Origin of the sequence: Methylobacterium adhaesivum, from assembly GCF_022179065.1 — a bacterium.
In the GTDB taxonomy this organism is placed as follows: Bacteria; Pseudomonadota; Alphaproteobacteria; order Rhizobiales; family Beijerinckiaceae; genus Methylobacterium; species Methylobacterium adhaesivum.
In genome coordinates, this window is record NZ_BPQD01000006.1 from 1 (window position 1) to 20,076 (window position 20,076).

The 20,076-nt window shown below is 69.3% G+C and carries 19 protein-coding genes; 7 read left to right on the forward strand and 12 right to left on the reverse strand.

Annotated elements, in window-relative coordinates:
- Window positions 1-117 precede the first annotated feature (117 nt).
- The 3 genes from MFF01_RS06740 to MFF01_RS06750 form a co-directional block, all read right to left on the reverse strand.
- The gene (locus tag MFF01_RS06740) at window positions 118-3,228 is read right to left on the reverse strand and encodes an MdtB/MuxB family multidrug efflux RND transporter permease subunit (RefSeq protein ID WP_238223278.1); all 3,111 of its coding nucleotides are present in this window, start codon (window positions 3,226-3,228) and stop codon (window positions 118-120) included.
- Window positions 3,229-3,448: 220 nt separating this feature from the next.
- Entirely contained in the window at window positions 3,449-4,852 is a 1,404-nt protein-coding gene (locus tag MFF01_RS06745) for an MdtA/MuxA family multidrug efflux RND transporter periplasmic adaptor subunit (RefSeq protein WP_238223279.1), read from the reverse strand.
- Window positions 4,853-5,106: 254 nt separating this feature from the next.
- Window positions 5,107-5,247: a hypothetical protein gene (locus MFF01_RS06750; protein WP_238223280.1), complete on the reverse strand. Its 141-nt coding sequence runs from the start codon at window positions 5,245-5,247 to the stop codon at window positions 5,107-5,109.
- Window positions 5,248-5,590: 343 nt separating this feature from the next.
- Between MFF01_RS06750 and MFF01_RS06755 the strand changes: the two genes are divergently transcribed.
- The 5 genes from MFF01_RS06755 (at window position 5,591) to MFF01_RS06775 (ending at window position 11,208) form a co-directional block, all read left to right on the forward strand.
- Entirely contained in the window at window positions 5,591-6,745 is a 1,155-nt protein-coding gene (locus MFF01_RS06755) for an aminotransferase (protein WP_238223281.1), read from the forward strand.
- Window positions 6,746-6,874: 129 nt separating this feature from the next.
- Window positions 6,875-7,303, forward strand: a complete 429-nt coding sequence (locus MFF01_RS06760) for a DUF4112 domain-containing protein (RefSeq protein ID WP_238223485.1) — start codon at window positions 6,875-6,877, stop codon at window positions 7,301-7,303.
- A 28-nt stretch (window positions 7,304-7,331) separates the two neighbouring features.
- Window positions 7,332-8,453, forward strand: a complete 1,122-nt coding sequence (locus MFF01_RS06765; protein ID WP_238223283.1) for an ABC transporter permease — start codon at window positions 7,332-7,334, stop codon at window positions 8,451-8,453.
- Window positions 8,454-8,562: 109 nt separating this feature from the next.
- A complete protein-coding gene (locus MFF01_RS06770; RefSeq protein ID WP_238223285.1) occupies window positions 8,563-10,632 on the forward strand; it encodes a putative bifunctional diguanylate cyclase/phosphodiesterase in 2,070 nt (689 codons plus the stop codon).
- Between the two features lie 33 nt (window positions 10,633-10,665).
- On the forward strand, window positions 10,666-11,208 hold the full coding sequence (locus tag MFF01_RS06775; RefSeq protein WP_238223287.1) for an MAPEG family protein: 543 nt from the start codon (window positions 10,666-10,668) through the stop codon (window positions 11,206-11,208).
- A 10-nt stretch (window positions 11,209-11,218) separates the two neighbouring features.
- Here MFF01_RS06775 and MFF01_RS06780 read toward each other — a convergent pair whose 3' ends face one another.
- Window positions 11,219-11,545, reverse strand: coding sequence for a hypothetical protein (locus tag MFF01_RS06780; RefSeq protein WP_238223289.1), 327 nt, complete (start codon window positions 11,543-11,545; stop codon window positions 11,219-11,221).
- A gap of 277 nt (window positions 11,546-11,822) precedes the next feature.
- Here MFF01_RS06780 and MFF01_RS06785 point away from each other — a divergent pair, with 277 nt between their 5' ends.
- The gene (locus MFF01_RS06785; RefSeq protein ID WP_238223290.1) at window positions 11,823-12,143 is read left to right on the forward strand and encodes a DMT family transporter; all 321 of its coding nucleotides are present in this window, start codon (window positions 11,823-11,825) and stop codon (window positions 12,141-12,143) included.
- Window positions 12,144-12,178: 35 nt separating this feature from the next.
- Here MFF01_RS06785 and MFF01_RS06790 read toward each other — a convergent pair whose 3' ends face one another.
- The 4 genes from MFF01_RS06790 to MFF01_RS06805 all read right to left on the reverse strand — a co-directional run bounded on the left by MFF01_RS06790 (window position 12,179) and on the right by MFF01_RS06805 (window position 14,933).
- Complete coding sequence (locus MFF01_RS06790) at window positions 12,179-12,829, reverse strand: transglutaminase-like cysteine peptidase (RefSeq protein ID WP_373319663.1); 651 nt, start codon at window positions 12,827-12,829, stop codon at window positions 12,179-12,181.
- Window positions 12,830-13,122: 293 nt separating this feature from the next.
- Window positions 13,123-13,521 carry a DUF3775 domain-containing protein gene (locus tag MFF01_RS06795; RefSeq protein WP_238223293.1) on the reverse strand — a complete coding sequence of 133 codons (399 nt, stop codon included), beginning with the start codon at window positions 13,519-13,521 and terminating at the stop codon, window positions 13,123-13,125.
- A 90-nt stretch (window positions 13,522-13,611) separates the two neighbouring features.
- Window positions 13,612-14,508, reverse strand: coding sequence for an NAD(+) diphosphatase (nudC, locus tag MFF01_RS06800; protein ID WP_238223295.1), 897 nt, complete (start codon window positions 14,506-14,508; stop codon window positions 13,612-13,614).
- 2 nt (window positions 14,509-14,510) lie between these two features.
- Window positions 14,511-14,933, reverse strand: coding sequence for an HIT domain-containing protein (locus tag MFF01_RS06805; RefSeq protein ID WP_238223297.1), 423 nt, complete (start codon window positions 14,931-14,933; stop codon window positions 14,511-14,513).
- Window positions 14,934-15,282: 349 nt separating this feature from the next.
- Between MFF01_RS06805 and MFF01_RS06810 the strand changes: the two genes are divergently transcribed.
- Complete coding sequence (locus tag MFF01_RS06810) at window positions 15,283-16,800, forward strand: sensor domain-containing diguanylate cyclase (RefSeq protein WP_238223300.1); 1,518 nt, start codon at window positions 15,283-15,285, stop codon at window positions 16,798-16,800.
- Between the two features lie 256 nt (window positions 16,801-17,056).
- On the opposite strand, the gene MFF01_RS06815 is transcribed toward MFF01_RS06810, so the two are convergent.
- From MFF01_RS06815 to MFF01_RS06830, 4 genes are all read right to left on the reverse strand, one after another.
- On the reverse strand, window positions 17,057-17,836 hold the full coding sequence (locus tag MFF01_RS06815; RefSeq protein ID WP_238223301.1) for a molybdopterin-dependent oxidoreductase: 780 nt from the start codon (window positions 17,834-17,836) through the stop codon (window positions 17,057-17,059).
- A 1-nt stretch (window position 17,837) separates the two neighbouring features.
- On the reverse strand, window positions 17,838-18,473 hold the full coding sequence (locus tag MFF01_RS06820; protein ID WP_238223302.1) for a cytochrome b/b6 domain-containing protein: 636 nt from the start codon (window positions 18,471-18,473) through the stop codon (window positions 17,838-17,840).
- Between the two features lie 303 nt (window positions 18,474-18,776).
- Window positions 18,777-19,376 carry a hypothetical protein gene (locus MFF01_RS06825; protein ID WP_238223303.1) on the reverse strand — a complete coding sequence of 200 codons (600 nt, stop codon included), beginning with the start codon at window positions 19,374-19,376 and terminating at the stop codon, window positions 18,777-18,779.
- 49 nt (window positions 19,377-19,425) lie between these two features.
- Window positions 19,426-20,037: a hypothetical protein gene (locus tag MFF01_RS06830; protein ID WP_238223304.1), complete on the reverse strand. Its 612-nt coding sequence runs from the start codon at window positions 20,035-20,037 to the stop codon at window positions 19,426-19,428.
- Between the last annotated feature and the right edge of the window lie 39 nt (window positions 20,038-20,076).

Here is a 20,076-nt window from a genome sequence, read left to right on the forward strand (position 1 = left end):
AGGGCTGGGGTGAGGTGTGCGCACGCTCCGAAAAGGTCACACACCTCACCCTGTCCCTCTCCTTCCAGGAGAGGGGACCCGCGTTTCGCGCGCGAAGCGTAAAAGCTGACGCCTCCCTCACGACAGCGCCTCGACACCGTCCGCGCGGCGGCCGGTGATCCGGCGCTCTAGACGGTCGAATGCCAGATAGATCACCGGCGTCGTGAACAGCGTCAGCACCTGGGAGACGATGAGCCCGCCCGCGATGACGATGCCGAGGGGCTGGCGCAGTTCGGCGCCGACCCCCGTGCCGACGATGAGCGGCACCGCCGCGAACAGGGCCGCGAGCGTCGTCATCAGGATCGGGCGGAAGCGCAGGAGGCAGGCCTCGTAGATGGCGTCGCGGGGGGGCATCCCCTGTTCGCGCTCGGCCTGGAGCGCGAAGTCGATCATCATGATGGCGTTCTTCTTCACGATGCCGATGAGGAGCACGATGCCGATGACCGCGATGATGTCGAGCGACAGGCCGAACAGCATCAACCCGAGCAGCGCCCCGATGCCGGCGGAGGGCAGCGTGGAGAGGATGGTGATCGGGTGGATGAAGCTCTCGTAGAGCACGCCGAGCACGATGTAGACGGTGACGATGGCGGCGATGACGAGGAACAGCTGGTTCGAGAGCGCCGACTGGAACGCGAAGACCGAGCCCTGCGGCACCACGCGAAAGCTCGGCGGCAGGTCGATGGCTTTCCCCGCCGCCTCCACCGCCGCAACGGCGTCGCCGAGCGCCGCCCCCGGCGCGAGGTTGAACGACACGGTGGTGGCCGGGAACTGGCCGAGATGGGAGATGAGGAGGGGCGCACGCCGCTCGCTCACCCGGGCCACCGCCGAGAGCGGCACCTGACCGGAAGTCGCCGTCGAGGACGGCAGGTAGATGTGGTCGAGGCTCTCGATGGTCTTGTGCAGATCCGGATCGGCCTCGAGGATCACCCGGTACTGGTTCGACTGCGTGAAGATCGTCGAGACGATGCGCTGGCCGAAGGCGTCATAGAGGGCGTTGTCGACGGTGGCGGGGGTGATGCCGTAGCGACCCGCCGTCGCCCGGTCGATGGTGACGTAGGCCGCCAAGCCGCTGGCCTGGAGGTCGCTCGCCACATCGGACAGGAGCGGCGAGGTCTGGAGCTGGCGCACGAAGCGCGGCACCCAGGTCTCGAACTCCGTGAGGTTCGGGTTCTCGAGGATGACCTGATACTGCGTCGCGCTCACCGCCGTGTCGATGGTGAGGTCCTGCACCGATTGCAGGTAGAGGCGGATGCCCGCCACGCCCTCGGTCGCGGCCTTGATCCGTTCGATGATCTGACCAGCCGTCGCGGTCCGACCCGCGTGGGGCTTCAGGTTGATGAGGAAACGGCCGGAATTCAGGGTCACGTTCTGGCCGTCGACGCCGATGAACGATGACAGGCTCTCGACGTCCGGGTCCTTGAGGATGAGGGTGGCGAGCGCCCGCTGGCGCTCGGCCATGGCCGCGTAGGACACGGTCTGGTCGGCCTGGGTGATGCCCTGGACCACGCCGGTGTCCTGCACGGGGAAGAACCCCTTGGGGATCACCACGAACAGGTAGGCGGTGAGCGCGACCGTGGCGAGGGTCGCGATCAGGGTCAGGCCCTGGTGGCGCAGGACCACCCGTAGCATCCGGCCGTAGCCGGCGATGACCCCGTCCATGCTGCGACGCGCCGCGCGGGCGATGACGCCCTCGCGGCGCTGCCCGGCCGGCTCGTGCTTCAGCAGGCGCGCGCACAGCATCGGCACGAGGGTGAGGGACACCACCGCCGAGATCACGATGGTGGCAGCGAGCGTAATGGCGAATTCGTGGAACAGGCGCCCGACGACGTCGCCCATGAACAGGAGCGGGATGAGCACGGCGATGAGCGACACCGTGAGCGAGATGATGGTGAAGCCGATCTCGCGGCTGCCCTTGAGCGACGCTTCGAGAGGCGAATCCCCCTCCTCCACGTGGCGGGCGATGTTCTCGATGACCACGATGGCATCGTCCACCACGAAACCCGTCGCGATGGTCAGCGCCATGAGGGAGAGGTTGTCGAGGGAGAAGCCGTAGAGGTCCATCACCGCCAGGGTGCCGACGAGGGAGAGGGGCACCGACAGGCTCGGGATCAGGGTCGCGGAGACGCTGCGCAGGAACAGGAAGATGACGAGCACCACGAGGCCGATGGCGAGCGCCAGCTCCACCTGCACGTCGTGGACGGAGGCCCGGATGGTGACCGTGCGGTCGGTGAGCAGGCCGACCTGGATGGCGGCCGGCAGGGTCGCCTGGAGCTGGGGCAGCAGGGCCTTGATCTTGTCGACGGTGCTGATGACGTTGGCGCCGGGCTGGCGCTGGATGTTGAGGATGACGGCCGGGACCTCGCCGGCCCAGGCGCCGAGCTTCGTGTTCTCCGGGCCGGCGACCACGTCGGCGACGTCCGAGAGCTTTACCGGGGCGCCGTTCTTGTAGGCGATGATGGCGTCGTCGTAGGCCTTCGGGTCGCGGATCTGGTCGTTGGCGTTGATGGCGTAGGACTGGGTCGGCCCGTCGATGGTGCCTTTGGGCGTGTTGACGTTGAGATTGGTGATGGTGGTGCGCAGGTCGTCGATGTTCAGGCCGTAGGCCGCCATGGCGCGGGCGTTGAACCGCACCCGGATAGCCGGGCGCTGGCCGCCGCCCGTGCTGACGAGGCCGACGCCGGCCACCTGCGAGATTTTTTGAGCGAGCCGCGTCTCGGCGAGGTCACGCACCTCGGTGAGCGGCATGGTCTTCGAGGTCAGCGCGAAGGTGAGGATCGGCGCGTCGGCCGGATTCACCTTGGCGTAGATCGGCGGGGCCGGCAGGTCGGCCGGCAGCAGGTTGCCGGCGGCGTTGATGGCCGCCTGAACCTGTTGCTCGGCGATGTCCAGCGGCAGGTCGAGGCTGAACTGCAGGGTGACGACGGAGGCGCCCGCCGAACTCTGCGACGTCATCTGGTTGAGGTTCGCGAGCTGCCCGAACTGCCGTTCCAAGGGCGCGGTCACCGCCGAGGTCATCACCTCGGGGCTGGCGCCCGGATAAAACGTCTGGATCTGGATCGTCGGGTAATCCACCGACGGCAGCGCCGAGACCGGCAGGTTCAGGTACGACACCATCCCGACCATGAGGATCGCCAGCATGAACAGCGTGGTGGCGACGGGGCGCAGGATGAACAGGCGGGAGGGGTTCATGGGGTGAGGCCCATGCCGTGGATGGCGACCGCGACAGGCCCCCTCTCCTGAAAGGAGAGGGTTGGGGTGAGGTGTGCGAACTCTCCGAAAAGGTCACACACCTCACCCTGTCCCTCTCCTGGAAGGTGTGGGGACCCGCGCTTACTCACACGTTGCGTGAATGCCGGAGCCGGCAGCGGGAATCCGCGCCTGCCGCGAGACGGCGAGCCAGCGGGAATAATCATTGCGCGGCCGGGCGCTGGCGGCGGCGCTCGCGCTTCTGGCCCTCGGGGGCGAGGGCATCGGCCTTCGCGGCCTCCGCCTTCGCGTCTTCAGGCTTGGCGTCCCCGGGCTTGGCGTCCTCGGGTTTCGGCCCCGCCGCGCCGGGCGGGCGGGTGCCGTCCTCGGTGACCCGCACGCTCGCGCCATCGCGCAGACGGTCGGTGCCGTCGACCACCACGCGATCACCGACGGCGAGCCCCGCCGTCACCGCCGTGCGGGCGCCGTCGGCCTCGCCGAGGGCGATGGGGCGGACCACCACCTTGTCGTCGCCCTGCATGAGGTAGACGTAGGTGCCGGGCGTGCCGCGCAGGATCGCGGCGGTGGGCACGATGGGGGCGTTGCGCACCGTGTCGACAACGAGCTTGGCGTTGACGAACTGGTTCGGGAACAGGGCGTCGTCGGCGTTGTCGAACAGGGCGCGCAGCTTCACCGTGCCGGTGGTGGTGTCGATCTGGTTGTCCACGGTCTCGAGGGTACCGGTGGCGAGCACCGTGGTGTCGCCGCGGTCATAGGCCGAGACGGTGAGCTTGGCGCCGGCCCGCAGGCGGCGCATCACCTTCGCCACGTCGTCCTCGGGCAGGGTGAACACCACGGAGATCGGGTGAAGCTGCGTCACCACCACGAGGGCCGTCGAGGCGGCCGTGATGTAGTTGCCCTGGTCGACCTGGCGCAGGCCGACGCGACCCTCCACCGGCGAGACGATGCGGGTGTAGGTGATGTTGAGCTTCTGCTGATCGACGAGCGCCTGGTCGGCCGCCACCGTGCCCTCGTTCTGCTTGACCAGGGCGGCCTGCGTGTCGACGTTCTGCTTCGAGATCGAATCCTGCTGGGACAGGCGCTGGAACCGGGCGAGATCGAGCCGGGAATTCTGCAGCAGGGCCTGATCGCGCATGAGCTGGCCCTGGTACTGGGCGAGCTGGGCCTCGTAGATCCGCGAATCGATCTGGGCGAGGAAATCGCCCTTCTTCACCGTCTGGCCCTCGCGAAAGCCGACCTCCATGAGGTAGCCGCTGATCTGCGAGCGGACCGTGACGGTGGCGAGCGGCGTCACCGTGCCGAGGCCCGAGAGAACGACGGGCACGTCGCCCGCCGCGATGGTGGCGATGCCCACCGCCTGGGGCGGCTCCCCGTGGCGCCCCCCGCCCCGGCCGCCCTTGCTGCGGGGTCCGCCGGCCGTCTGCGTCGCGCCGTCCGCTTTCGGCGCGAGGTAATGGCGGTAGCCGTAATATCCGCCGCCCGCCAGAAGCAGCACGAGGAGGAACCACAGCCAGCCGCGTCCGCCCCGCGTCCGGGCGGGCCCGGTTTCGCCGGGGGACACGTAGTCCCGCGCGGTCTCGGTGCGGATCGGAGAGTTCTCGTTCATGGCGTCACAGCATCAGCGGGCGCGGCGCCCGGGCGGAGCGGTTCATCAGGATGTGGATCGCATCGCCGGTTCGAACAGTTCGAGGCATCGTCGCACCCCGACCGTAACGGTCGGCCCGCGACCGACACGGTCGTGTCGGCCGAATTCCTCGAATTCCGGGGCGGCGTGGCATGAAACCTCTTCTGGCGGGCCAATACGTCGCCAGTACGGCATCCGCGTTTCCCCCGTGTTGCTGCTCGCCCGGGCGGGGCGCGTCAGGGTCGCTTGGCCGGATCGTAAGCCTGCACCACCGCGCGATACGTGTCGTCCACGGGCGCCACGGGAACGACGCGGCGCAGGCCGAGGCCGAGGAGGGCCGTGGCGACGGCGAGGAGGAGGCAGGTGCGGGTTCGCATGGGGCTTCGTCCTGCCACAGGCGCGCATCCCCGGCACGAGGAGAAAACGCTCCGGGCACGAAAAAAGGCCGCCGCGACTGCGACGACCTCTTTTGCAATTCCAAGGATTCGAACTCTTGGACCGGAGCGGCGACCGCCCTCGTGAGACGAGGGGGCGTAGTCCCGCAAGAGCCGCTGCCGCTCCGGCTCATCGGAAATTAGATCACGGCTGATGAATGTCAACAATCGTCAGTCGAAAGGGAAGGACTCCCGTACGCGGGGGTGCGCAGCCGCACATTTCGTACGACGCGAGGGCCGTGCTACGCATCCGTCCCCTCACGCCTCGCCCCCGACACCCGAGCCGATGAACCCCGTCTTCGCCAACCTGCCGACGACCATCTTCACCGTGATGTCGGGCCTCGCCCGCGACCTCGGGGCGATCAATCTCGGCCAGGGCTTCCCCGACGATCCGGGTCCCGAGGACGTCCGCCGCCGCGCCGCCGAGGCGGTGCTCGACGGCGACAACCAATATCCGCCGATGATGGGGCTGCCGGCCCTGCGCGAGGCGATCGCGGCGCATTACGCCCGTCACCAGGACTTGAGCCTCGATCCGCACACGGAGGTGATGGTGACCTCGGGCGCCACCGAGGCGCTGGCCGCCACCCTCCTGTCCCTCATCGCGCCCGGCGATGAGGTGGTGCTGTTCGCGCCCCTGTACGACGCCTACCTGCCCCTCGTGCGCCAGGCCGGCGGCGTTCCCCGCATCGTCAACCTGCAGCCTCCGCACTTCCGCCTGGAGGAGGAGGCCCTGGCGGCGGTGTTCTGCGACCGCACGAAGCTCGTGGTGCTGAACAATCCCCTCAACCCCAGCGCCACGGTGTTCGGCCGCGAGAACCTCGCGCTGCTTGCCCGGTTCTGCACCCGCCACGACGTCGTGGCCGTGTGCGACGAGGTGTGGGAGCACATCGTGTTCGACGGCGTGAAGCATTGCCCGCTCATGGCCCTACCCGGCATGCGCGACCGGACGGTGAAGATCGGCTCGGCGGGCAAGATCTTCGGCCTGACCGGGTGGAAGGTCGGATTCGTCATGGCGGCAAGCCCCCTCCTGCGGGCCGTGGCGGGCGCCCACCAGTTCCTCACCTTCACCACCCCGCCCTGCCTGCAGACGGCCGTGGCCTACGGGCTCGGCAAGCCCGACGCCTCTTTCGACGACATGCGGACCCGCTTCGCCCGCTCGCGCGACCGCCTGAGCGGGGGCCTCGCCGCGCGCGGCTTCACGGTGCTGCCCTCGGCCGGAACCTACTTTCTCAACGTCGACATCGCCCCCCTCGGGTTCGACGACGACGCGGCGTTCTGCGACACCCTGGTCCGGCGCCACGGCGTCGCGGCGATTCCCGTGAGCGCCTTCTACGATGCCGATCCCGTGCGCCACATCGTGCGCCTGTGCTTCGCCAAATCCGACGCGACCCTCGACGCCGCCCTCGACCGTCTCGGCGACGTCGCCCGGAAAGCCGCGTGATGGCGGCCCGGCCGCTTGCGGGCGGGGCGAAGCGGGGCCACATGCCCCCGCATGAGCACGCCGCGCATTCCCAGGGACCCGACCGTGGACTTCGCCCGAGACCCCGGTGCCGGGCGCGGCACCACCCGTATGGGGCCCGGCGACACGACGCCGTTCCGGCCCAAGCCCGACGACCGCGAGGCCACGCTCCTACGCCTCGAGGCGCTGGCACACCTCATGGACTCGGCCTTCCTGATTCCGGGGATCAACCGCCGCGTCGGCATGGACGCCATCGTGGGCCTCGTGCCGATCATCGGGGACGTGGCCGGCATGCTCATCGCCTCCTACGTGGTCAACGAGGCGCGCCGTCTCGGCGCCCCGCGCTGGCTCGTGGCGCGGATGATGGCCAACGTGGTGTTCGACGGGGCAATCGGCATGGTGCCGCTGGCCGGCGACCTGTTCGACGCGGCCTTCAAGGCCAACCGCCGCAACGTCGCCCTGCTGCGCCGCCACCTCGAGAAGACCGGGGGCCTGCGGCCCAACGAGATCGAGGGCACGGCCGTGCGCCTCGACGGCTGAGCGCCCCCGGCACCGGACGGGGCAACCCATGAATCAGGTCGCCGTTCCCCCCGTCGCGGTTCCCGTTCGCGCGGGCCGGCTCTCGCCCCTGTGGCAGCGCCGACTCGCCAATTTTCGCCGCAACCGCCTCGGCTTCTGGTCGTTCGTGATCTTCACCGCCCTGTTCGGCACGAGCCTGTTCGCGGAGTTCATCGCCAACGACAAGCCCCTCGTCGTCTCCTACAAGGGCGAGATTCTGTTTCCCGTCCTCATCGACTACCCGGACGAGAAGTTCGGCGGCTTCTACGCCCGGCCGAACTACCGCTCGGCCGAGACGCGCAAGGAGATCGCCGAGAACGGCTGGGCGATCTGGCCGCCGATCCCGTATTCCTACGACACCATCATCGACGGCCTGCCGACCCCCTCGCCCTCGCCGCCGACCTGGATGCTGACGCAAGAGCAGTGCGCGAGCGTGGGCAAGCCGTGCGCCGACCTCGAGAAGCACTGGCTCGGCACCGACAACACCACCCGGGACGTGCTGGCGCGGATCATCTACGGGTTCCGCATCTCGGTGCTGTTCGGCCTCATCCTCGCCCTGATCTCCTCGGTGATCGGCGTCGTCGCGGGCGCCGTGCAGGGCTATTTCGGCGGCTGGGTCGATCTCGCCCTGCAGCGCTTCATCGAGGTCTGGAGCGGCATCCCGACCCTCTATCTCATCATCATCATCTCGGCCTTCATCGAGCCGGGCTTCTTCGTGCTCCTCGGCATCCTGCTCCTGTTCTCGTGGGTGGCCCTCGTCGGCGTGGTGCGGGCCGAGTTCCTCCGGGCGCGCAACTTCGAGTACGTGCGCGCCGCACGCGCGCTCGGCCTCTCTAACGTCCGCATCATGAGCCGCCACCTCCTGCCCAACGCCATGGTGGCGACCCTGACGTTCCTGCCGTTCATCCTCAACGGCTCCATCGGCACCCTGACCTCCCTCGATTTCCTCGGCTTCGGCCTGCCGCCGGGCTCGGCGTCGCTGGGCGAGCTGCTGGCGCAAGGCAAGGACAACATCCAGGCGCCCTGGCTCGGGCTCACCGGCTTCCTCGTCGTCGCCGTGATGCTGAGCCTCCTCGTCTTCGCCGGCGAGGCCGTGCGCGACGCCTTCGATCCGAGGAAATCTTTCGCCTGAAAGGAGACTATTCGTTGAAGTCTTCGCCCAGGAAGCCTGACAGGGAAACCAATCCCTAACAATTGTCTGTAATTCTCGCCCGAATGTCAGCGCTCGGGATCCTTCCAGAATGCCCGTGAACGCCTCTTCGGGCCTGGGGTGCCCGCCGGACGCCGTCCCCGCCATCGCGTGCGACGGGGAGAGTGCGCCGGGTCTGGCGCGGATCACGGCCCTGGCCGCCGCGTGTCTCGGGATGCCGATGGCCTGGCTCGCTCTCGGCACCGGGCGGACCCGCGTGGTGCGGGCCGTCCATGGGTTCGCGGGCGGGGAGCCGGGCGACGCGGCCGGCGGCTTTCGCGCCTGCGTCCCCCTCATCGGCGCCGGGGAGCGCCGGCTCGGCGAACTGTGGATCGGCGACCGGCGGGCGCGCGGGGACCTCGACCCGTCGCTGGGCGCCCGCCTCGAAGACTTCGCGCGCCTCGCCGCCGAACGTCTCGATCACGCCGAGCGGTCGCGGGTGGACACACTGCTGCGCGGCTTCGCGGAAGCCGCGGTCTATGCCCTCATGACGGTGGAGACCGGCGGCACCATCACCTTCGCCAACACCGCCGCCGAAGCCCTGTTCGGCTACGCGCCGGGGACGATGATCGGGCAGGATGTCGGGATCGTGGTTCCGGCCAGCGCCCGGGCGGCCTACGCCAAGCGCCTCGCCCGGTTCGCCGCCGGCCAGCCCTCGATTCTCGCGGGGCGCGTCTTCCAACTCACCGCCCGTCACCGCGACGGGTCGGCCGTGCCCCTCGAAATGTCCCTGTCCCTCTGGAGCACGAACGGAACGGTCGAGCTCGGCCTGACGATGCGCGACATCAGCGAATGGCACGCCCGCGACGCACAACTCGTCCGGATGGCCCATCACGACAACCTCACCGGCCTCCTCAACCGGGCGCGCTTCAACGATCGCCTCCGGGCGGCCCTCACGGAGGCGCCCGCGACGGTGATGCTGCTCGACCTCGACGGCTTCAAGGAAGTCAACGACAGCCTCGGCCATGCCACCGGCGACGCCCTGCTCCAGTCCGTGGCCGTACGCCTGCCCACCTGCGTCGCGCCGGACATGACCGTGGCGCGGCTGGGCGGCGACGAGTTCGCGATTCTGCTTCCCGCCTGCGGCGATCCGATCCGGGCCGCCGCCACGGCAACGGGGATCCTCGACGCCTTCCAGGCGACGTTCCATGTCTGCGGGCACACCTTCCATGTCGGCCTCAGCGTCGGCATCGCCGTCGGTCGCTTTCCCGAAAGCGACGCGGAGACGCTGATCGCGGACGCGGATCTCGCCCTGTATCAGGCCAAGCGCGACGGGCGGCGCTGCTGCCGCCTGTTCGAACCCGCCATGCGCAGCGCGGTGCTCGCCCGCCGGACCCTGCACGACGAACTCAGCCACGCCCTGGAGGCGGGGGAATTCGTGCTGCACTACCAGCCCCAGGTCGCCTTCGCCACGGGGCAGGTGGTGGGGGCCGAGGCTCTCCTGCGCTGGCGCCACCCCGCGCGCGGGCTGCTGCTGCCGGGCGCGTTCCTCTGCTCCCTCGAGGCCCATCCCATGGCCGCCGCCATCGGCCGCTGGATCATCGAGGAAGCGTGCCGGCAGGCGGCGCAGTGGCGGGCCGCGGGGCTCCCGCCGATCCGGGTCGCCGTCAATCTCTTCGCCGCCCAGCTGCAGTCCGGAACCCTGGCGCAGGACGTGACGCGCTCCCTCGCCCGTTACCGGCTGCCGACATCCGCCCTCGAACTCGAGGTCACCGAGCGCATCGCCCTCCAGGCCGAGGACGCGATCCTCGAACCGATCCGCGCCCTGCATGCCGAGGGCGTCGCGGTGGCGTTCGACGATTTCGGCACGGGCTACGCCTCGCTCTCCTCCCTCAAACGGTTCCCCCTCACCCGCCTCAAGATCGACCGCAGCTTCGTGCGCGACGTCCTCACCGACCGGCACGACGCCGAGATCATCCGCGCCATCCTGCTCATGGCCCAGAGTTTCGGCCTGGAGGTCATCGCCGAGGGGATCGAGGGCGCCGACCAGGAAACCGTGCTGCGGACCATGGGTTGTCACGAGGGCCAGGGCTACCTTTACGGCAGGGCCGTGCCGCCCGCCGCCCTGGCGGCCCTGATCCGGGCCCGCACGGCTCCGGAGGCGCGCGCCATCGTGGCGTGAGGCCCGCCGGGTCGTCCGGCGCGAGGAGCCAACATGCCGGGGGATGACGCCTTTCGCCAAGCGCAACGCCGTGTCGCCCTCGCCATGGCCCTCGGACTGACCGTCACCATGGGTTGGCTCGCCCTCGCGGTGGCCCTGGATGCCGGGCACCCGGCCCAGCCCCTCGCCGAGCGCCTGCAGGCCGCCCTGCGCGCCGATCTCTTCGTCGTGGGTTGGCTCGCGGCCGCGATCGCCGACGTGGCCCGCCGGCGGTTCTTCTCGCGCGACGACATCGCCGGCAGCGCCGCGGGAGCGGCCTCTCGAGCCGTGCGGGAGGCCGCGGCCATCCTGCAGAACACGGCGGAGCAGGTGGTTCTTGCCGTGCCCGTCCACCTCGCGCTGGCCACGGTCATGGCCCGGCCTACGGTGGCCCTCGCCGCGCTGGCCGCCCTGTTCGGCGCAGGGCGCGCCCTGTTCTGGCTCGGATACCGACGCGGCCCCGGCGGGCGGGCCCTCGGCTTCGCCCTGACCTTCTACCCGACGGTCGCGGCCCTCGGCCTCGCGGCGGCGATGCTGGTGCTGGGACGGGACGCCTGAGGCTCGGCTCTCACAGCGGCCGGGGGCCGCCGGCGAGGAGCCAACCCTTCGCCCGCTGGATGAGGGCGGGGCGGGCGCGGGCCACGTCCTCGTCGTCGACGAGGGGCGAGGTGGCGAGGGAGGCGAGATAGGCCGCCTCGCTGGTCTTGCACGCGCGCAGGGACGCCTCCACGGCGTCGGTGCGGGACGTGACGGCCGCCTTGACGGTGAAGCTGCGCTGCAGGCACCCCCGCCAGGCGGCATGGAGGTCGGCGGTCTCACCGGCCCGGGCGAGGCCGGACAGGCCGAACGGGAGCGCGAGGAGGAGCGCGCACACGGCGCCGGCACGGGTCGTCATCTGAGAGGTTCCCCTATGGGGAGACCTTCGCCCGAAGGTGTTTAACCAGCCCTTAAGCGAACCGGTCGTTCCGCCGTCCCATTTCAGGATATCGCACCCGGGGCGTCGCGGTTGCCATTCGGATCGGCCCGCGCCAAGGATGCGCTGCCGAGGCCACGTCCTCCCCCCGCGCGCGGGGTTTCAAGTCCGGGACGGCCCGGCCGTACCGGGTTCTCGCCCGGGGCTCGACGCCGCATCGGCGCGACCGTCCGCGAGGCCCCGCAAGCGGAGTGGCCCCATGGCCTGGATCTATCTCGTCACCGCCGGACTCCTCGAAGTCGTCTGGTCCTACGCGATGAAGCAGTCCCACGGCTTCTCGCGGCCGTGGCCGACGGCGATCATGGCCGTGACCATGGCGGGCAGCGTCGGGCTCCTCGCCCTGTCCATGCGGACGTTGCCGCTGGGCACCGCCTATACGATCTGGACCGGCATCGGCGCCGTCGGCGCCTTCGTCCTCGGCGTCGTGGCTCTCGGCGAGGAGGCGAGCCCCGCCCGCATCGTGGCGGCCCTGCTCATCGTCTCCGGCCTCGTGACCATGAAGCTCGCGAGTTCGCACTGAGACCAAACCGCGGTGCGGCGATCGTCCGCCGCGGCTCAGCGGTTGGCGGTGGTGACCGGCGAGGTGACGCGGCCGAGCGACACCCAGGCCTGAACGTCCTGGCTCTCGCGCTTGATGAAGGTATAGCCGGTCTGGCGCCAGCCGTGGACGGTGTTGGTCTTGTTGTCGAGGATGAAGTCGCCCCGGTCGGTGATGAGGGTGAGCACCGCGTGGCCCTCGCCCTTCTCGTCGATGACCACGGTCATCCGCATGGCCCGGCGCGGCAGGCCGGCCTCGGCCAGGAGCTTGCGCTTGAGGAGCTGGAAATCCTCGCAATCGCCCGAGCCGTCCTCGGCCAGATCCCAGCGGTCGGCGAGATGGAGGTGGTCCATGTCGGTGACGGCCCGCACCGACCGGTTCACCCGGTGGTTCACCGCCAGGATGGTGTTCCAGGTGGCGGGATTGAGCGTGATCGTGGCGGGCTCCGTGCGGTCGACGGCGCACTCGGCCGTGTAACGCTCGCAGAACGTCACCCAGGCGGCGATGGGCCGAGCGGCGGAGCCGCTGGGCAACGTACTTGGGCTCGCAGGCAGGGAGGCGAAGGTCTGGGCCTGGGCCGCGACCGGCAGGGCCAGGGCGCCGAGCAGGCCGGCCATGCGCCCGAAGCGCCGGGCCGTCGTCGAAAACGTCGAGCGTGTGATCCGCATGGCCCGGTCCGTCCCGTTAATCTTTCGTTAACGAAACGTCTCACGGCCGCCGGAGTGCGGCAATCGCCGGGTTAATAAAAGGTTAACGGTGTGGATAGCGCCTGGGACATCGGTCGCCGGGCCGGCTTCGCATCCAGGCGCGACGGACAAGCCGCACAGGGGGCGGAGCCGTCGCATGAGTTCGATCAATCACGTCGCATCGTATCAGCGCGCCGGTCTCCCTCTCCTGTCAGGAGAGGGGACGCGCGTCTCACCGCATCACCGCCTCACAGAACGGATCAGGCGGAAAAGGATCAGGCCTGGGGCAGGTCCGGGGTGATGCCGAGATTGGCCATGCCCTCCGCGAGGAGGTCGGCGGCGTTGGGCGTGCCGAGGAGTTCGCGGGCCGCGCCCTCGCCGACGGATTCGCGCTCGCGGGCGAAGCGCACGGCGTCCTTCCACTCCTCGGCCTCCATGTCGCCGCGCCCGACATAGACGAGGGCCAGGAGGTCGGCGCGCTCGTCGTCGTTGAGCGCCCCGATCATCGCCCGGACCTCCTCCTCCGTGGCGTCGTCGGTGCCGGAGGTGAGGATGTCCGTGGCGCCGTCGTCGATGGCGTTCGAGCCGGAATCCGGGTCCGTCGGCCCTTCCTTCACCTCGACGGCGCGCAGGCGCAGGATGATCTCGGTGACGGTGTCGACGGCAATGTCCATTGGAATGTCCCACGCGCGGCCGCCCGGAACGGCGGCCCTGAGCAGGCACAACCCGTCAGGGGCGCAAGGGTTCGGTCGCGGTTCGGTCGTTCAGGTCCGCCCGTCGACGAAGGCGCGCATGAGCGCATGGGCGATGGCCATGGACGGCGGCACCGTGAGGCCCTCGGGGTGGCCCCCGGCGATCATCGCCGCCACGTCGTCCCGGGTGAGCCAGCGGGCGTCGGTGAGTTCTTGCGCGTCGAGGGTGATCGCCTCGTCGAGGGCCTCGGCGATGCACCCGATCATCAGCGAGGCGGGAAACGGCCAGGGCTGCGAGGTGTGGTAGGCGACGGCGCCGATGCGCAATCCGACCTCCTCGAAGGTCTCGCGCCGCACGGCAGCCTCGATGGTCTCGCCGGGCTCGAGGAAGCCCGCGAGGCAGGAATACATCGCCTCCTTAAACCGGGGCGAGCGGCCGAGCAGGCAGCGTTCCCCCCGTTGGATCAGCATGATGACCACGGGGTCCGTGCGTGGGAAATGGTGGGTGTCGCAGGCCGCGCAATCGCGGCGGTAGCCCCCGGCGGCGGGCACGGTCGGGGTGCCGCACTGAGCGCAGAATCCGTTGCGCGCGTGCCAGGACAGGAGCGATTTCGCCGTGGCGAGGAGCCCGAGTTCGTGGGGCGCCACCCCGCCCTCGGCGGCAAGGCTGCGCAGATCGTTGGTGGCGAACCCCGGCACGGCCTCGAACGCCTCCGCCCGTTCGGGCGGCAGGGCGGTGGCGAAGACCGGGACACCGTCGAGGCGGCCGAGGAACAGGAGGATGCCCTCGGGGGCGATCCGCGCGGGGTCGAGGAGGGCCGAGCCGTCGCCGAGCACCACCCGGTCGCCGGCCATGGCCACGAGGCGGGCGCCGGGCTCCGTCAGGGACGGTACAGGCGCGAGACTCTCGGCGGAATGGCGCACGAGGCGATTGTGGACGTAGCCAAGACCATCGCGAACATCGGTCATGGTCAGGCCGCCGCGAAAAGGGCGCCGATGCGCTCGACCATCTGGGCGCGGGCGTGATGCGGATAGGGCTTGGCCTCGCCCACCCCCCAGACCGGGCGCGGCCAAGCGGGATCCGACAGGAACCGCCCGATGACGTGGACGTGGAGCTGGGGCACGACGTTGCCGAGCGCCGCGACATTGACCTTGTCGGGTTTGGCGAGCGCCAGCATCACGCCCGTGGCGATCCGCATCTCCTCCATGAGGGCCCGCGCGTCCTCGGGGACCAAGTCGGTGATCTCGCTGGCCCCGTTCCGGCGCGGCACCAGGATCAGCCAGGGAAACCGGGCGTCGTCCATGAGCAGCACGCGGCACAGGGCGAGGTCGCCCACATGCACGGTGTCGGCGGCGAGGCGCGCGTCGAGGGCGAAGTCTGCATCGGTGCTCATGGGGGAGCGATGTAGGGCGGATTTCGCGCCGATGCGAGGTGGTGGGCACGGCCGTCGAGACGGGCCCGGCAACCCTCCTCTGCCCCGGTGGGGAATCGGAAGGCCCCCACGCGCCGAGCATCATGACAATTGCGTCAATCACGCGCGTGCCATCACCGCTTTCGCGAGACAGAACCGGCACGGCGGCCGCTCAATCTCATCGCGACGGCGAACCTTGAAGGCGATCGACGAACGATTCGTTAGCCATGAAGCGATTTTGGAGCCGGGAAAAATCGACGCGGAAGGTATTCGTGAGCAGGACCAGCGGTAGACGTCGACCCGCAACAGCGACACCTGAGAGTGTTCCCGCATGGTCACACCGAACTGTCTAGCGCGCCGGCTCCGCTCCGCCCGCAGCTGGATCGCCCTCGGTGTGCTGGCGCCGCTCGGCATGCTTGTCGTCTCCGGGATCATGCTCCTCGATCTCCGCCGGGATGCCTGGGACAAGGCCCGGCAGACCTCGAAGAACCTGCTGCAGGTCATCGAGCGCGACATCGAACGCAATATCGAGATCGTCGACCTCTCGCTCCGCGCCGTCCAGGACAATCTGCGTGCCCCGGGCCTTGAGCGACTCGAACCGGAGATGCGTCAGCTCGTCCTGTTCGACCGCGCCGCCTCGGCTCGAGACCTGGGCGTCATGTTCGTCCTCGACGAGAAAGGTGAGCTCATCTTGGACGCCGCCGCCTCGCCGCCGCGCGCGGGCAATTATGCGGACCGCGACTACTTTCAGTTCCATAAAGCCAACCGCCACCTTGGCCTGCATATCGGACGGCCCATCGTCTCGCGGCTGACGGGGGAGCGTATGCTTACCTTCACGCGACGGATCGACAAGTTCGACGGCTCCTTCGGCGGACTGGTGTTGGGTAGTCTGAAGCTCTCCTACTTCGGTCACCTGTTCGACCAGATCGGCCTCGGTAAAGAGGGCGCCATCAACCTGTATCTGCGTGATGGCACACGCCTCACGCGCTACCCCTACCTGGAAGCCGATGTTGGCGTGAATATCGCCGGGTCCCAAACCTTCGATCGGTTCACGCACGAGGGGAGCGGCTCTTTCGTCGAAACCTCCGTCCGAGACGGCGTCAGGCGGCTCTACACCTTTGCCCGCGTCGGGGACCTGCCACTGATCCTGAACGTGGCGCTCTCGGTCGATGAGATCGAAGCCGAATGGCGGGGGAGAACCCTCATCATCGGAAGTGTCGTCCTGGTCCTGTGCGGCCTCACGGTTGTCCTTTCGTTGCTGTTCGGGCGCGAACTCCGACGCCGCGCTGCGATGCAGGCCGAACTTTCGCGGCTGTCGCTCACCGATACGCTGACGGGGCTGGCGAACCGGCGCCGATTCGAGGAGACCTTCGCGCGCGCACGGGAGGTCGCCCAGCGTACGGGGATGCCGCTGTCCCTGCTCGTCGTCGATGCCGACCACTTCAAGCGCGTCAACGACCGTTACGGCCACACGGTCGGCGATGCGGTGCTGCAGGGGCTCGCCGGCTGCTTGACGGCAAGCGTGCACCGCCCCGAGGATCTCGTGGCCCGCGTCGGCGGCGAGGAATTCGTGCTGCTGCTGCCCGATACGGGGCGCGAAGGGGCGATGCGCGTCGCCGACAAGGTCCATCGGGAAGTCGCGACGCTCGCCCCGACCGGCCTCGGCGCCGGCTCGGTCACGGTCAGCATCGGCCTTGCCACCGGCGCGTCTGCCTCGTGCGAGGATCTTTACCGCGAGGCGGACGAGGCCCTCTACGTGGCCAAGGCCCATGGGCGGAACCAGACCTGTTGCGCATCCCCGAGGGAGCCCAAGGCAACCACGTCGTTGTTGCGCCTGGTTGCGTCCTGAGAGTGCCTCACCGAACGTCCGGCCAGGGCCGGTGCTCACCCTGAGCACGACGGCGCGGCGGGCGTTCTGTGAAAGACACCGAGCCGGCTGACATCGGGTCGGCGGAACCGTTGGTCGCCAATCGCGTCGCCGGATGGAGCCGAAGCCGTCGAAGCGTCTGCCGCCGGGGTACGTCGAGGGCGACTTCGGGGTTCCGGGTCCGGTTGCACCTCGACCCGGATGTCCTCAGCAGGCTCCAAGCCTCAGATTTTCAGGGCTAGATCCCGCTGAACCAGTTGTAGCCCTGATCCTCCCAATACCCACCCGGATAATCGTTGGTCACGAACACGCTGCCGATGTATTTCGGGCTCTTGAATCCGAGCTTCGTCGGCACCCGCACCCGCAACGGATAGCCGTATTCGGGTGACAATTCCTTGCCGGCGAAATCGAGCGCCAGGACGGTCTGGGGGTGGAGGGCGCTCGGCATGTCGAGGCTGCCGTAATAGCGGTCGGCGCATTTGAAGCCGACATATTTGGCGGTGAGGTCGGCGCCGACCCGTTCGAGGAAGGTCTTGAGGGGCACGCCGCTCCACTGGCCGATCTGGCTCCAGCCCTCGATGCAGACGTGGCGGGTGATCTGACTCTCCTGCGGCAGGGCGCGCAGCTTCTCCAGGGTCCAGGGCGTCTTGTCGGCGACGAGGCCGGTGACTTCGAGCTTCCAGTCGGCGCCCTCGACCTCGGGGATGTTGTCCGGCGGATAGTAGGCGTTGAAGCGGAACGGGGTGTCGATCATCGAGGCCGGGTAGGTCGGCGCCAGGGTGTTCGGATCGAACAGCCAGCCCTGGACCCGGTCGTTGAACCGCGACATCGCCCACAGCATCCGGTCGGCGACGGTGCCGTTGGAGCCCGTGGAGAGGTCGCAGCCCGTGAGCAGCGTCAGGGCGCCGAGCGACAGGCCGGAGCGAAGGAGCGCCCGGCGCTCGAGCTTCACCAGGTCCGGCTGCAGATCGGCCCGCAGGGCCTTGAGGCGGGCGGCTGTGTCGGGATCGCGGGTCATGTCACGTCTCCGAAGGGGTCACGCGGGCCCGGCCCGTGATCATCGCCTTGAGGGTGCTCGGCACCACGAGGACGAGGGCGAGGTGCAGGAGAATGAAGCCGACGAGGCCCGCCATGGCGAGGAAGTGGACCCGGCGCGCGCCTTCGTAGCCGCCGAACAGGGCGGCCAGATTCTGGAGCTGGACCGGCTTCCACAGGGCGAGGCCCGAGGCCAGGAGCAGGGCGCCGAGGAGGAAGGCGACGACGTAGGCGAGGCGCTGCACGGCGTTGTATTCGCCCAGGCGATGAGCGAGACGCAGGGTGAGGGCGGCTCGCGCATCCCGCCACACGGCCCCGGGGCTCAAGGGCAGGAACGTGCGGGCGACGTGCCGGCTCAGCAGACCGTAGACGACGTAGACGAGGCCGTTGACGGCGAACAGCCACATGGCGGCGAAGTGCCAGGCGATGGCCCCGCCGAGCCAGCCGCCGAGCGTCGCCCATTTCGGGAACGTCAGGGGGAAGAACGGCGAGGCGTTGTAGATCGCCCAGCCGGAAAACAGCATGCAGAACACCGCGACCGCGTTGATCCAGTGGGTGATGCGCACCACGAGGGGATGGATCACCACGACACGGGCGGGCGGTTCGGGGACCAGGGTCATCGGGTGTTCGGCCTTTTGGGGTGGTGGCGCGTACCTCCCCAAAGCGGAAAAACTTCGGGCCGGGCTGCGGGCAGATCATAACCCACCACGTCTTCGCCCTTACCGGGACGAGCGTGCGACGAACGGCCCGCAACTGTCCTCGCGAGGCGCGACAGGCTCCCTCTCCTGGAAGGAGAGGGTTGGGGTGAGGTGTGGTCCATCTCCGAAGAGTCCACACACCTCACCCTGTCCCTCTCCTTCCAGGAGAGGGGACCCGCGCCTGTTCCGGATCATCGAAGGCTCCGGACAGGCGGGGCAGCGGCCTCACATGGACGGCACGGTGCCGTTGCGGCCGACGATGAGGATCGGGGCCGAGAGGGTACCGTCGGCGCCCTTCTTGGTGAAGGCCACGACCTTGGCGCCCGGCACCACGATGCTCTTCTCGCCCGGATCGACCAGGGTCACGGGCACGTCGTCGGGCACCACGACCTTCTTCTCGCCGCCCTGGTACTTGACCAGCATGGTCCGGCCGTCCGTACCCGACAGGGTACCGACGGCGCCGTTGGTCATGGTCGAGTTGGAGCCGAGATCCCACGGGTAGTGCCCGTCGGCGGTGCCGCGCAGGGACGAGGAGAAGACCGTGACCTGCAGGGCCTTCTGGGTGCCGTCGGGCTGCGGGATCGCGGCGGTGCCGATGTAGCTCTCCGACTTGATGTCGGCGAGCTTGCCCGATGTGGCGGCGAGGATCTTGGTGTCGCCCGAGAACGTCACGGTGACGGGGTCACCCGTGCGCGGCTTCACCGTGAGGGTCGAGCCGTCGACCTTCTCGATGGTGCCGCGATAGCGCACGATGTCGTCGGCGCGGGCGGTGGTGGCGGCCACCGTGAGGGTGAGGGCGAGGCCGGTGAGCAGACTCTTCATCATGGCGTTCTCTCCTGTGTCGTTCGGGTGATTCGATCGGTTTGCCCGGCCGCTACATCGGCGGCACGGTGCCGTTTTGACCGACGACCATGCGGTCGACGACGGGGGTGCCGGAGGCGTCGGCGCGGGTGAAGGCGACGACGCGGGCACCGGGCTTGATCAGACCGGCATCGGCCGGGGCCAGCGCCACCACGGGCACGTCGTCCGGAACCGTGATGGTCTTCTGCCCGCCCGCGTAGGTCACCGTGATGGTGCGGTTGGCCGTGCCCGTCACGGCGCCGACGGCGCCATTGGTCATGGTGTTCTCTTTCTCGAGATCCCACGGATAGTGGCCGTCGCCGGTGCCGCGCATGCTGGGAGCGAACACCGCGACCTCAAGGGCCTTCAGGGTGCCGTCGGCCTGGGGCGTGGCGGCGGTGCCGATGTAGCTGTCGGGCTGGATGTCCGAGATCTTGGCGGCGCTGGCACCGGCAACACGCACGGCATCGCCGAGCCGGACCGTGACGGCATCGCCGACGCGCGGCTTGATGGTGACGGTGTTGCCCTCCACGGACGCGATGGTGCCCCGGATGCGCACGACGGGCGCGTCCGCCCGGGCTGGCAGACTCGCGGCGAGGCCGAGGCAGGCGGCGAGGAGCGCGGCGGCGCGGGTGGTTCTGGTCATGGGTGTCCTTCCATCGGGCCAAGGCCGATCCGACGGGAA